The 12,741-nt window shown below is 44.8% G+C and carries 11 protein-coding genes and 1 pseudogene; 6 read left to right on the forward strand and 6 right to left on the reverse strand.

Features of this window, described 5'->3' with window-relative positions:
* Positions 1 to 202 precede the first annotated feature (202 nt).
* Genes AC6I1F_RS07185 through AC6I1F_RS07200 form a run of 4 tightly spaced genes read left to right on the forward strand, consistent with a single transcriptional unit; the run spans position 203 to position 3,907 of the window.
* Positions 203 to 1,630, forward strand: coding sequence for an AAA family ATPase (locus tag AC6I1F_RS07185; protein WP_290371780.1), 1,428 nt, complete (start codon positions 203 to 205; stop codon positions 1,628 to 1,630).
* A gap of 4 nt (positions 1,631 to 1,634) precedes the next feature.
* Complete coding sequence (locus tag AC6I1F_RS07190) at positions 1,635 to 2,228, forward strand: RloB family protein (RefSeq protein WP_497801702.1); 594 nt, start codon at positions 1,635 to 1,637, stop codon at positions 2,226 to 2,228.
* Positions 2,218 to 2,922 carry a hypothetical protein gene (locus AC6I1F_RS07195; RefSeq protein WP_497801703.1) on the forward strand — a complete coding sequence of 235 codons (705 nt, stop codon included), beginning with the start codon at positions 2,218 to 2,220 and terminating at the stop codon, positions 2,920 to 2,922. The genes AC6I1F_RS07190 and AC6I1F_RS07195 overlap by 11 nt, the downstream gene beginning before the upstream one ends.
* Positions 2,915 to 3,907: a hypothetical protein gene (locus AC6I1F_RS07200; protein WP_289163670.1), complete on the forward strand. Its 993-nt coding sequence runs from the start codon at positions 2,915 to 2,917 to the stop codon at positions 3,905 to 3,907. Before AC6I1F_RS07195 ends, AC6I1F_RS07200 begins: the two co-directional genes overlap by 8 nt.
* A 269-nt stretch (positions 3,908 to 4,176) precedes the next feature.
* On the opposite strand, the gene AC6I1F_RS07205 is transcribed toward AC6I1F_RS07200, so the two are convergent.
* Entirely contained in the window at positions 4,177 to 5,058 is an 882-nt protein-coding gene (locus tag AC6I1F_RS07205) for a DMT family transporter (RefSeq protein ID WP_497801704.1), read from the reverse strand.
* Between the two features lie 8 nt (positions 5,059 to 5,066).
* Positions 5,067 to 5,429 (reverse strand): substrate-binding domain-containing protein, encoded by a 363-nt coding sequence (locus AC6I1F_RS07210; RefSeq protein WP_289163674.1) that lies wholly within the window; start codon positions 5,427 to 5,429, stop codon positions 5,067 to 5,069.
* A gap of 285 nt (positions 5,430 to 5,714) precedes the next feature.
* Between AC6I1F_RS07210 and AC6I1F_RS07215 the strand changes: the two genes are divergently transcribed.
* Together AC6I1F_RS07215 and AC6I1F_RS07220 are read left to right on the forward strand one after the other, a co-directional pair.
* A complete protein-coding gene (locus tag AC6I1F_RS07215; RefSeq protein ID WP_251570153.1) occupies positions 5,715 to 6,422 on the forward strand; it encodes an AzlC family ABC transporter permease in 708 nt (235 codons plus the stop codon).
* Positions 6,419 to 6,748 carry a branched-chain amino acid transporter permease gene (locus tag AC6I1F_RS07220; protein ID WP_160335907.1) on the forward strand — a complete coding sequence of 110 codons (330 nt, stop codon included), beginning with the start codon at positions 6,419 to 6,421 and terminating at the stop codon, positions 6,746 to 6,748. The genes AC6I1F_RS07215 and AC6I1F_RS07220 overlap by 4 nt, the downstream gene beginning before the upstream one ends.
* A gap of 49 nt (positions 6,749 to 6,797) precedes the next feature.
* Here the strand turns inward: AC6I1F_RS07220 and AC6I1F_RS07225 are convergent, their stop codons facing one another.
* The 4 genes and pseudogenes from AC6I1F_RS07225 to AC6I1F_RS07240 all read right to left on the reverse strand — a co-directional run bounded on the left by AC6I1F_RS07225 (position 6,798) and on the right by AC6I1F_RS07240 (position 12,671).
* On the reverse strand, positions 6,798 to 7,379 hold the full coding sequence (locus AC6I1F_RS07225) for a TetR/AcrR family transcriptional regulator (RefSeq protein ID WP_160335908.1): 582 nt from the start codon (positions 7,377 to 7,379) through the stop codon (positions 6,798 to 6,800).
* 88 nt (positions 7,380 to 7,467) lie between these two features.
* Positions 7,468 to 9,108 carry an HAL/PAL/TAL family ammonia-lyase gene (locus AC6I1F_RS07230; RefSeq protein WP_289163677.1) on the reverse strand — a complete coding sequence of 547 codons (1,641 nt, stop codon included), beginning with the start codon at positions 9,106 to 9,108 and terminating at the stop codon, positions 7,468 to 7,470.
* A 119-nt stretch (positions 9,109 to 9,227) separates the two neighbouring features.
* Positions 9,228 to 10,982 (reverse strand): annotated as a pseudogene (locus tag AC6I1F_RS07235) (flavocytochrome c).
* Positions 10,983 to 11,399: 417 nt separating this feature from the next.
* Positions 11,400 to 12,671, reverse strand: a complete 1,272-nt coding sequence (locus AC6I1F_RS07240; protein WP_289163678.1) for an MFS transporter — start codon at positions 12,669 to 12,671, stop codon at positions 11,400 to 11,402.
* Between the last annotated feature and the right edge of the window lie 70 nt (positions 12,672 to 12,741).

Below are 12,741 nucleotides of genomic sequence, written 5' to 3' on the forward strand. Positions count from 1 at the left end.
ATCAAACGGATCCAACGCCGAAGGTAACAATATACTGAAAGCGATCCTCTCGCTCACCGTTTAATTAAAACAAATCTCTAGTGAATATATCTCCGAACAAGTCAATATTAAAGCTATTTCCACATCTGAATCATCAAATTAGGAGATTTTTTCTCCTTTCATTACTATATAATGACAGACAGTTAACTATTAGGTGAGCGAGATGCTTCTATATTTCACGGTAAAAAATTGGAAATCTTTTAAAGGCGAGGCAACGTTAAACATGCTGGCAGGAAGGGAAAGAAGCCACTTTGAAACGCTCGCCAAGCTACCTAATTATCAACTTAAAGTTCTTCCGATTTCGGCGATCTATGGAGCAAACGCGGCTGGTAAATCTAATTTAATAAAAGCCGTTGAATTCCTTCAGAATCTTATTTTGGATCCTAAAAAAGGTCTTCTTAACTCTGAAGGGTTATCTTTTAAATTGAATTCTGAAACAAGAGAGGAGCCTTCGGAATTCGAAATACAACTTTGCATTAAGGACGTTGTCTATACCTATTCTATTTCTTTCTCTCACGAAGGGATAAAAAGCGAGTGCTTAAAAAAATATGACTCTAAGCAGAGAAATCAAACAGTATTCATCAGAAACAACCTAGAAATAGACGGCGACGATAAAGTTAAAAAACTAGTTACGAAGGATTCAATAAACGTATTTTTGAAGCTTCTTCGCGATGATAATTACACGCTTCTTAGTCTATTCAGTACTCTTCCTGACATTAAGCCTGTATATGATTGGTTTCAGTCTAATCTAAAAGTCATTACTCCAACTGCTCTTGCCATTGGAAATAATGATTTTATAGATTTTGACGGAACCGGATTTGACACCGGAGTCGTAGGGGTTAAAACCGTCCAATTTAAAGAAGAACTTCCGCCTCATCTCAAGTCTCTTTGCCGAAATCTTCAGGAAGGGCAGTCTATGGTATTTAGAGATTCCAATGTTGGTTCGTTAAATATTACGAACAACGATGGAAATCTCGTTGCGACTAAAATACTTGCCGTCCACAAGGATGAAAACGGCGAAGAGGTTCTTTTCCCGTTCTCGGAAGAATCCGACGGTTCAATCAGACTTTTTGATTTATCGCCGGCTTTCCGTTCGTTAAATCAATCCACAGATCATACCGTATTCATTGATGAACTAGACAGAAGTTTGCATACAACTCTGTCCCGTTATCTCGTCGAGATGTTTCTTGATTCATGCGATGAAAATACTCGCAAGCAGCTCATCTTTACAACACACGATGTACAGCTCATAGACCAATCACTTTTCAGAAGAGACGAATTATGGATTTGTCAGAGAAACAGAGATAATTCCACTACTTTGTATCCAATTAATGACTTCAAGGAACTTAGGGCCGATAAGGACATTAGAAAAAGCTACCTGCAGGGGCGAGTCGGAGGAATACCACGTCTTTCAGCTTCATGTGCCATTCAATCTAATTCATTCAGCATTTTCGGAAAAGGCAATGAAATGCCACAATCCGGCAATTATATTCAAACATATTCTTGCGGTTTTACTAATGGTTCTTGCTCAGATGAGTCAGTAATGATTCTTGAGTTAAGTTCTGCAATCTATACAGTGGGTGCCAGATAGAAGAATGAAAAATACTGTCTTTAAAAGAAGACCATCATCCCCTAGCAGAAGATATAAAACTTTAATCTTAGTCGTATGCGAAGGGAAAACCGAAGAAAATTACATTAATAAGTTAAAACCATTTAATACAGAGTATTGTTTCGAAATCATTAACAGCGGTAATCGTAGCGATCCAAACTCCCTATTAGAGTGTATAGATCAAGAGGTTAAAAAAAGGAAAATATACAAGGGTGATATTGTTGCGATTATCCTGGATTCTGATATGAGAAAGCCTGCAGAGTTTGAAAAACTTCTCCAATGGCAAGAAAAAGGTAAAAAGTTACTTTGCATATCTGCACCGCAATTCGAATATTGGCTTATCCTCCACAAAAGCAAGGGATCTGGGATTACTAGTAAAAAAGACTGCCTTAAGGCATTTAAGGGGCAATTTCCTAGTATAAGAAAACCCAATATTCCTAGCGAGATAATGAATCCCGAATCTATTTCTCAAGCTATTCGCAATAGTCAGATTGACAATGTACCCGAATACCTCGAGTCGATCCCATGCAAAGGGACAAACTTACACCACCTTGTCAAAAAGATAATAGATGAGACATAATTTCTTTTACATCAAGCATGAGAGCGGCTTTTTCGACCAAAGTCCGCTAAACATTCACCCCCTATTGACTGATATTGAGGAGGCCGCTAAAGCGGGTGAATTAAACCTAGTACTTGACTCCTTCTCTTTTGACATCACTTCTGCCTTTAAAATAGTTGAACTTTTGAAGCAAAAAAACGTTGAATATTCCGTCTGGCTTTTGTCAAAAAACGGAAGCTTTTCCACCATAATTGCCTTAGGAGCTAAGGAAATCCGCATGACTTCTTTTGCATCGTTAGCTTCAGTTGATGCAACGTTCTGGATGCACAAGTTCCCCCTTGTCATGAGCTTAGGGACCCCTTGGCATTTAAACCCCTGTGAATTTATTCCCTGGATTAATTATGTAGAAACAGCCGTAAAGTCCAGCAATGCTCTTGTCGAACTTGAAAGAATTGACGAAAAAGCTTTCCCAAGTAAATCAAGGAATGCTGCGATATTGCACTACAATCAGCTCAGCCATATGATGGAACTTTATATGCATTCGCAGTATCGTTCTAGGGCATCGAGTATCGCTGATTTTTTTCAAGCTTCCCTTGGAAGCTTTGATAGCGCAGCTTTTTTCACCGAATTAAAAAAAATAGGTCTCAATGTATATTTGATGTCAGACGAAGAGCTAACAACCATAGAAAACAAGGTTAATATTAATCATGTTTGAGCTTGAAATCGAAAAAATACTCATCGAGATAAAAAAACTCGAAACGCACTTCAGCGCTCCAGTACTGCTTTTATACACACCCTCTATGGTAGATTTCACGGCAGATATAACACATGCTGTTCTAGATTCCGTAGAGAAACAGCTAATAAAGATAAAAAAATACTATAAGATTTCTATAGATAAGAAAGTTCCTAAAATCGTTGTTGCATTATCCTCTTCAGGTGGAAATTTCCCCACCATAATCAATCTGAATAAACTACTTAGAGAAAATGCCGAGCGATATGAAGTTCTGATACTCGATAGGGCCTTTAGTGCCGCAACACTTTTAGCACTCCTTGCTGACAAGATCATAGGGAGTCAACAGGCATTGCTTAGTACGTTTTCTCCTCTTGTATCAAATTTTATGAACCCGAATCAACGTGCTGTCGCAATTTCCGACATTGAACTACTTCTTTCCAACCAGTTTGATGACAAAACTAAAGTTGCATTCATTGAAAAGCTCTATCAGGAGATTGACCCTATCTGCATAGCGCAGGCCTTGAGAGCAAAGAGGCAAATAGAGAAAGCTGTTGAAAACCGTTACTTATCCTCTGATGGGAATACATCCACGCTAGAGAAAATTTATAAACTGTTCTTAGACAGCTCTATATCACATAACCAACTATTAATATTTAGGGACATTGACATCCCTTGTGTACATAAAGAATTCTTGAGCCTAACAATGGAAGAGACTTGCAGCAATCTCATTGAACTCTTAAATAAAGCTGCACTTCCGTTTCCGCCTCAGGAACTAGTCAATTTCTTTAGCACGAGTCCTGAAAATTCGCTTCAGTTCCATTTACATTTATATTTTGTTGTATCACAGGCTGGAAGAATTACCTCTCTAAGAAGAGATTGCATTTCGACTTTTTCAGGAGACAAACAAAAAGTTACGTTACCTGAAATTTCTGTCAAGTTGTCCACTCCATATTGTTGGAATTTCTAAACGTAGGCTATAGGTTAACTATAAAATCCTCAAAAATAATGGGACACAAAACTTGTCGTTCGACGATCCGACAAGCAGATTTTCAGGAGATACAAAGACAGAGATCAGCAGTGATTTTCCAAATCTTTCAAGAGGAGGAAGAGGAAATATAAGGGGCTTGAGTATCGTGTTTTTCACGAGCTAATTGATTGACTGCTTTGGGATTCAATGCATTTTCACGCTGCTACGCTGGATACCGAACATCTCCTATTGAAATCAGAATTGAACGCCTAAACGCCTTTGGAGGACTTGAAGTGTTTTCCGACCGCGAAATAGCTGAACACTGCACTGGTCAGAATTAAGGCAATGCCGACAAGCTGATGCGTCTTTGGAAACTCATCCAGACACAGAAATCCCAGAATCAGCACAAACGGAAGACCAAGAAACATAAAGACTGAATTGAGAAGCGCGTTGCCATGCTCCCAGCTGTAAGTCTTGGATAGCAGATAAAGAAATAAGAAAACTACAGACAGCCAAACCATCGGATCTAAAAGTACCCTAAGCTGATTATCCGATCCGTAAACGAGAGAAAGCACTCCTCCGAAAATCGTCGATGAAACCGAAAAATAAAAGGCAACCCGTATTGCGGATTCATTAAACTTACCAAGCCTTGTTAAAAACAAGGACGATTGTGCAGCGCAAAATCCATAAATCGTGCATACAAAAAGCATCGAATTTGAAATCACTTCCATTCGAGGATTCAGTGTGACCAGAATTCTGGAAAAGCCAACGACAACTGGCGCAATAACAATTAAGGGAAACTTTATTTTCTTGATCGTAAAAGTTAAAAAGAAAATAAGAACAATCCAAAAAGCCGAGGTGTAATTAAAGCACTGAGCAACAGCCGCAGGAAGCTGAGTGACTAAATATGTGTTAATCGCGGCCGACAGCACCCCAAAAGCGCAGCGCCCGCCTATCAGCATCGGATGCTCCATTCGAAAAGATATGTTTTTTAGTTTCAGAAGCACCAGTAGTATCAGCGAAGTGAGCAGATACCTTGCAAACATCAAATCGTAAAAGAAATAGCCCTGTCCGCAATAGCGAAGCGTGATAGTCATACAGGAAAAGAAAAACGCGGCGACTATCAACCAGAAAGAATTAGCGTTTTTCATAAAGCCCTCTAGATGTTTCCTTGTCTTATCCGCTCGATGAATTTCTCGGCACACAAGGAAAGTGTTCGAGAAGGATGGTAGACAACGCCGATCTCTCGGGTCGGCAGCCTGTGGGAAAATTCGACTTTTTTAATTTTTCGCCCTTGTTTTAATGCCGATCTCAGCACATTGTCTGTGATCCATCCAACACCAAAACCTACTTCTGCAAATTCAATGATCAGATCTAAATTATCGCATTCAATTGACGGATTAAGATCAAAACCATATTGACTGAAGTATTGTTCCTGATACCGCCTTGAGAGTGCGCTCTTGCGCAGGGTAATCAAAGGCTGAGCGATCAGCTGCTCGAATGAAAGCCTTTGTCTTCTCAAGGCTATTCCGCCGATATTTTCCGAAAACAATTAGAGAGTTAAGCTACCTCACAGAGAATACTCGGAGGCTCAGCTCAGATATTTTCAGATGCAGGCCTGATTCATCATAGATTCAGGAATTTGTTTTCCCCAACGTACACACTAAATTGGAAAATCACAGGCACTTCTCCGTTATATGCTCTATCCTGGTAAACGCACCCCTGATCGAAACAAATAATCCTTCATAACGTCTGATTTGAAAGAGCAACGTATTAAAATTTGCTTAACCTCAAATCAGAAACAAAAATGAATCAGCAGGAAAATTCCTTAGTTTTAGCTGCCTTTAAAGCATCTATCCCGGTCATGATGGGATACATCCCGCTCGGCGTGGTGTTCGGCTTTCTCTTCGTTCAGGCGGGAGGACCATGGTGGCTTCCGGGCATCAGCTCGGCTTTGATCTACGGCGGCGCCGTTCAGTACATGATGATCCCGATGCTCGCCGCGGATATGTCCGTCGCGTCCATCGCTTTCGCTACCGCGGTCGTCAATTTAAGGCATGTGTTCTACGGCCTCTCCCTTCTCGACCGCTTTAAAGATACCGGTTGGAAAAAATGGATCGTCGCCTTCCTCCTGACTGATGAAACTTACTCGCTTCTCACGACTGAACCTAAGAAAAGCCCGGTTAATAAGCTGGTGTACCTCGCTGTGTTTGACTGGATGTGGTGGATTCTCGGAAGCATACTCGGAGGTTTAATCGGTGCAGGCACCAATATCGAACTGGCCGGATTTGATTTTGTCCTCACGAGCCTCTTTGCCATGCTGCTGTGCGAACAGTGGAGAGGCAGAATCAGCAGCTCTCCGCTTTGGATCTCTTTAGCTGCCTACGCCGCAGCTCGTATGATCAGCGCGGAAAACGCTCTGGCAATTGCCATCGCATTCTGCGCGCTTGCCTCTGTCATGCTCAGCATTACTAAGAATCCCCTGCCGCGCGCCAAAGGAGAGACCGCCAAATGAAAGATTTAAGCTATCTGTTCCTCGTCTTTTTAGCGATGACGGCTGTTACCGCCACCGAACGCTTTCTCCCCTTTGCCGCTGCTTCCTGGCTCAGCAAACAGCGATGGGTAAAAGTTGTCGGATCATTCCTCCCGCTTGCCATCATGGTGCTTCTTGTGGTACACTCTTCCACTGAATCCACCCTGGCCAGAGGCGGTCTCCCGATTCCTGAAGCCGCAGCGATCTTCTTAACACTGATCCTTCAATGGTTTGTTAAAAACCCGCTTCTTTCAATCTTCTGCGGCACTGCCTGCTACGTTGTGCTTTTGAACAGCTTCTTTGTGTAGACAAATTTTCTATGAAGCACTACTAAATCAGTGAGGCCGAGTCAAATTATCAGTCTTTCGCTTCTTTCGAAGTGGGCTGTGGGGCGACTTCATTCACAATAAAGCGCCAGGTCGCCTCTTTCGTTTCTTTATCGAGTGTGTCAAAACCCATCTTATGGGTAAAGAAGAAGCCCTCAAAGGCCATGATCGCGGTTAAGAGTCGAGGCGTATCAATCGGAGATTTTTTTACCATCTCAAATAGTCTTTGATACCAGTCATGAAAAGGCTTCAGAGACTCCGGCTCATGCAGATGCAGTGCTAAAAGCGCCACACCCAAAGCGGCAAACCCGCCGTCATCCTCGTCAAACCCCTCATACCAAGAGGCATAACCGGGCGCAAGCGGCTCCCTCTTATCGGCAAACTTGGCCATATTCGTCGTCAAACGCTCATCCAAGTGCTGAACATACTCTTCGACAAGCGCATGGAAAAGCGCTTTCTTATTTTTAAAGTGATATAAAAATGCGCCTTTGCTGGTTTGAGATTCTTTAACAATCTTATCAATCGAAAGTGCGGCTACGCCCTCACGCATGATAAACACGCGTGTCGCCTCAAGTATCTTGTTTCTTGTTCTTAAAGCTTTTTCACTGGGCATAGTCGTTCTCTGAGATTTTTCTTATCGGATGCTTCAAGTGTATAAAAAAAGAGCCTCAAATTGCTGAGGCTCAGGCATTTATTAGAAATTAGTAGTTCTTTAAGAGCTGATCGCCGTTTTCCAGGTCGATACTATAAATGCGGTCCTGATCAACAAAAGGACTCTTTGCGCGATAAGCCTTATACAGTTTCTCTGTTTCGGGACTCATTCTGAAGTTTTTGTTTTTCATCTTTCTCAGATCCGCTGCCTGTGTGTTGTGCAGAAGTTCCATGGATAGAACAAGGAAAGTATTGTCTGCCGACTGTTTCAGTCTTTGAGCGGCACGCGGAAGGTTGGATGCGGAATCTTCGATGTTGCCTTCAACCAGGAAGCTGTCCAGAGAAACCGGATTCGCAAGATCAATATTTTCCGAGTAGATGGAAATCAGAGTGTCTTCTGTCGCACCAAATGCGTGACCGAGGTTGCCTTCAGCTGCCAAATAACGGGAAAGATCGGTAAACTGCGGCTCATCCAAACGCATCGTGCGCTGAGCAGCGTTGTGTCCGACATGACCAAGCGCTAAAGCCATTCTCTGAACCGCTAAAGCGACCGGAAGCACTTCAAAGTTTGCTGTCGGGATAATCGCGCCTTTAGCATTCTTAGTTTCAATGAAATACTGACCGATCTGCGGGATGTCTGCTCCGGTACGATCCGCGTCGACCATTACGCCGGGATTGTCGTCCGATCCGTTAATCTGAACATTGATGACTTTGTCCAGGTCGTTCAGAGCGTTCTGAGCCTCAGAAAGTGTGTATACCGTAGTACGGAAGCAGAGCGGGTCCTGCAGTCTGCGGCTTTCGTCTTTATCCCAAAGGTAGGAGCCGGCAAGGACCTTTCTTAATTCAGAGGCTTTTTCAGCAAGGCCTGGGAACGGATGGAAGTCTACGGTCTGCGGAAGGAACGGCGCAACGTTGCCGTTTAAGCCTTCAAGACTGATGCCGTACACAATCGGCGTAACTTTCAGAATCTGGCGAACCGCTTTTGCGGCATCCATGGTCATAGCCATAGCAACCGAGCTGTTGGAGAGGATGCCAAGGGCGTCTTTGCCTTCCGGGACCAGAGGCTTAATGCCTTTCTCCTTTAACACTTCCATAGAGGCGACCTGCTTGCCGTCCTTATTGATGACCTTCCATTCACCGATCATTGCGGATCCGACGTGGGAAGCAAGTGTAATGTCCGCGTCACCAAGCGAACCCTTTGTCGGGACAACCGGAGTAACGCCTTTATTCAGGAATTCTTCGTAGAGTTCCGCCACTCTCGGCTGAACTCCGCTGCCGCCTTTAAGCAGCGTATTCAAGCGAATAACCATCGCGAGACGAACCAGTTTCGGATCCAGGGCAGGACCGGCCCCAATGCTGTGACTTCTCAGAGTGCTGTAATTGAAGCGACGGCTTGCGGCTTTAACCTCTTCACTCAGTTCGCCGTTGGCGGAAATCACCTTATGGTCTTTATTAAGACCCACACCAACCGTCAACCCGTAAATTTCTTTGCCGCTTTTAGCCGCTTCAAGCACCAGTTCATAAGATTTTTTTACTCGATCCATGGCTTCCGGAGCAATGGATACAGGCGCACCTTCTGCGATTGCCCAAGCATCATCCTGGGTTAAAGAGGAGCCGTTCAGCTCCACAGCACTTACGCTTGTTGCGGTCAGCATAGCGATTGAAATAAGAGAAAGTTGGAATGTTTTCATTTTAAATTCTCGAGACGGTTGTGTTTGAAAAGGGATTTGAGACGACACTGCCCCGACGCTTTGCTTTTGAGCAAAGCGCTATGCAAAACGACGGGACAGATGGGAGAAGTTAGGCGGGATTACTTAGCCTGAGCGGCGGCACCGGCTCCGGCGATTCTGCCAAAGACCATGATATCGGTGTAAGCGTTGCCGCCAAGACGGTTGGTGCCATGAGTTGTACCGGTCACTTCACCGGCGGCGAACAAACCGGGAATCGGTTTCCCGTTGGCGTCCAGCACTTCAGCCTTGGTATTAATCTTAAGACCGCCCATAGTATGGTGTGTGGAGGGAACTGCCTTGATGATGTAGTACTTGCCTGTGGACAGATCTTTAAGACCGGCTCTGTGGTTGAAGTCCAGATCCTTGCCGTCCTTGGCAAACTTGTTGACGCGGTCAACTGTAGCCTGAAGCGCTGCCGGATCAATCTTGAAGAATTCTGCGGCTTCCTTCAGCGTGTCGGCTGTGTGCATGATGCCCTGCTTAGTAAAGGCATCGTATTCCGTATCGTGAATCTTCACGGTATTGGAGATCTTGCCGATATTGTCATTCCAAAGCACATAAGCGTATGCGCCCGGCTGATCAAGAATCGCCTTAGAAATTACGTCGCGTCTTTCCAGTTCTTCAACAAAGCGCTTGCCTTCCTGGTTCACAAGGATTGCGCCGTCAAAGCGGGCGTCTGCGATCAGTTCGATCACGCCTGAGATCGGGTCGCAGATCGGATAAGTCTGAATATAGCCCATATTAACGAGCTGACCGCCTGCTTTTTCAGCCATGTAGAGCGCTTCACCGGTGGTTCCCGGGGCGTCGGTAGTCTTGAAGCGTTCATCAATCGACGGGTTGTATTTCTTGACCATTTCCGCGTTGGCGCCGAAACCGCCGGTTGCGAGAACGACACCGCCTTTAGCGTTGAAGGTGTAATCCTTGCCTGCGGAAACCGCTTTGACGCCGACCACTCTGCCGTCTTTATCCTTGATCAGTTCTTCAGCCTTCATATTGGTGATGACGGGGATGCCCATCTTGTCTGCAAGAGCGGAGAACTTCGTGATGAATTCCGTACCGGTATGGCCGTGCGGAATCAGAGCGCGTTTTCTGGAGTGGCCGCCAAACTGGAAGACGTTGTCATCTTCAAACTACACACCGACTGTATTCTTCAGCCATTCAGCGGTCGGCAGCGCGTTAACTGTCATGACTTTAACGATCTCCGGATCGCCCTTGAAGTCACCACCTTTGAGTGTGTCTTCAGCAAAGCGTTCGGGTGTGTCATCGTTGATGTTGAGATTCTTCTGAACCCAAGAGCCGGCAACGTTCATTTCCGCGCCGGAAATCAGAGAGTTGCCGCCAACGGTCGGCATTTTTTCCAGAAGTACAACATTAGCGCCTTTGGATTTAGCTTCAACGGCCGCGGCAAAACCTGCGCCGCCCGCACCGATCACGACGACATCATAGGTCTGGTTTTGAGCCATGGCGCTGTCAGCTTTCTTGGTATCAGCGGGTTTTGCGGCCAGTTTGACACCGGCTTTATCGGCAGCGGCCTTAACCGCGTCAAGGAAGCCCTTAGAGGAGAATGTTGCGCCGGCGATGCCATCGATTTCAACAGAGTTGGTGCGCACAACATTGTCTTTCAGTTCAGTGAAGACCTTCTGAGCGAGCACTTTGTTTTCTTTGTTCTGAACAACGTCAATCTTTGTAATTTTGCCGTTATCGAAAGTGACAGCGACGGCGATATCACCGTGTTTGCCAACGCCGGTTCCTTCTGTTGTGACAGGAGCGGCAGAGACGGAAGAAAGCATAAGAGCTGAAAGGACGGAAGCTGTTAACACACTGAATTTATTCATAGCGGTTTCCTATTTTCGGTTGAGTTATTTTTTAAAACAGTCTAACTGGACTGAAAATAGTATACGTTAGTTACAGTCTATGTAGACTGTTTTTATGTCATCCAAATATAGGAATTTTCCCGCAGAAATTACGAAATTCTCCATTCAAGAAATGAGTATCTATTGCCAATTACTCAGTTAGTTAAAACAAATTAAACCTTATTTATCTCACCAATAAAAGGGATTAATACTTTTGCCGTAGTTAATATTCTTGGGGTATTCCTAATAAGCTCAGCAATAAATACATCTTTTAATGCTCATATTTCTTGCGTTCGGAAGGAAATAAGATATTACTCAGAGCTCTAAATCACCACACCTTCTGTCTGCAAAAGACATCTGCAGTTTGGTAAAACATAAGTGGATCTATCCATAGGGGTTTTATTTCGCACGATACGTCTCCGGCGCGAAAAAATACGACACCGCAAAACCAACAGCCAAAACGAATGCACCTGCAAAACACATCATCTGCTGACCGTAAGAAATAAAAGCAATCGGGAAAAGCAGTGAACTGATCATCGAGCCTACGCGAGATGTAGAACCCAAAATTCCCAGCGCAGTCGCACGGATCGAAGTCGGAAAAAGCTCGGACGGATAGACATAATCCAAAACCGACTGAATCCCGTAAGGCAGCGAATATAACGCCAACGCAGCCCAAAGCATCAGCTTCGATCCGAGATGAACTTGAGACAGCATCAAAAAGCCCAGAGCCATCAGCGCAAACGTCCACAGAATCAATGGACGGCGCTTTGTTCGTCCGATCAGCCCAAGTGCACCGAAACTGCCTATGAAAAATAAAAGGTACGCAATAGTCGTCGATGCGAATTCAGTCTCGCCGCTCATGTCCGGCGCGCTTAGAAGCAGCGGCCCGAACATCAGAACAGCAGTAACGGGTGCCGCCTGACAAAACCAAAATACCGAAATAAAAATCAGCTTGCCAATCGTCCTACGGTTAAATCTTGTACTGCCCTGCAAACTCTCCTCTTCCGTTAATTCAGAAGTACTGCTGAGACCGAGAATCGCTAGAGAGTACTCCGCTTCTGCGCCTCTGCCGTGATGAAGCAGCCAAAGCACAGACTCCGGCGCGCCCATCCGTGCCCAGGCGCTGATAAGCGCCAATACAGCGGCAATCGACGGATAAACCATCCAGCTCAAGGACATTTCTTTAATAAACCATGCGATACTGGCAGATAAAATCGCGCCGATGAACCAAGCATTCATCAGCCATGTCAATGTCTTGGCGCGAACCTGTTTAGGAGAGTTCTCGGCCGCCATCGCCTGAGAACAAGGGGAATCCGCTCCAGTCACAAAACCCAGAAGAAAACGGACGGCAATTAAAGAAATTGGAGCAGTGCAGACTGTCTGCATCGCGCAAAGTGCGGCAAGGCAAAACGGCAAACAGTTATATAAGGCGCGCCGCCCCATCCTGTCTCCAATCCAGCCGCCAAACAGCGTACCAAAAAAAGAACCGAAAATATAAGCAAAAGCACTGAATCCCACCAGCCAAGGTGAATTGTCAGCGAATACAAAATCAGAAAGAAACCAGACCAAACCGACGGACGTAATTAAATATCCGTCCATGAGCGGCGCACAGCAGGCACCAGCGCATAGCCGCACCGAGGAATAAAGGCGAATCTTTTCGGTTCCCTGCATTGTCGATAAAAGTATTTTCTCTTTTTAGTATTCTATCGAGCCGAGAAAAAAAGAATATTGCTGTTACCCC

This window comes from Parasutterella sp. St.1A3 (assembly GCF_059728705.1).

What these genes read in the sequence shown, in the direction of transcription:
- AC6I1F_RS07185 (WP_290371780.1), top strand. Translation starts at nt 203, where the DNA reads ATGCTTCTATATTTCACGGTAAAAAATTGGAAATCTTTTAAAGGCGAG.
- AC6I1F_RS07190 (WP_497801702.1), top strand. Translation starts at nt 1,635, where the DNA reads ATGAAAAATACTGTCTTTAAAAGAAGACCATCATCCCCTAGCAGAAGA.
- AC6I1F_RS07195 (WP_497801703.1), top strand. Translation starts at nt 2,218, where the DNA reads ATGAGACATAATTTCTTTTACATCAAGCATGAGAGCGGCTTTTTCGAC.
- AC6I1F_RS07200 (WP_289163670.1), top strand. Translation starts at nt 2,915, where the DNA reads ATGTTTGAGCTTGAAATCGAAAAAATACTCATCGAGATAAAAAAACTC.
- AC6I1F_RS07205 (WP_497801704.1), bottom strand. Translation starts at nt 5,058, where the DNA reads ATGAAAAACGCTAATTCTTTCTGGTTGATAGTCGCCGCGTTTTTCTTT.
- AC6I1F_RS07215 (WP_251570153.1), top strand. Translation starts at nt 5,715, where the DNA reads ATGAATCAGCAGGAAAATTCCTTAGTTTTAGCTGCCTTTAAAGCATCT.
- AC6I1F_RS07220 (WP_160335907.1), top strand. Translation starts at nt 6,419, where the DNA reads ATGAAAGATTTAAGCTATCTGTTCCTCGTCTTTTTAGCGATGACGGCT.
- AC6I1F_RS07225 (WP_160335908.1), bottom strand. Translation starts at nt 7,379, where the DNA reads ATGCCCAGTGAAAAAGCTTTAAGAACAAGAAACAAGATACTTGAGGCG.
- AC6I1F_RS07230 (WP_289163677.1), bottom strand. Translation starts at nt 9,108, where the DNA reads ATGAAAACATTCCAACTTTCTCTTATTTCAATCGCTATGCTGACCGCA.
- AC6I1F_RS07240 (WP_289163678.1), bottom strand. Translation starts at nt 12,671, where the DNA reads ATGCAGGGAACCGAAAAGATTCGCCTTTATTCCTCGGTGCGGCTATGC.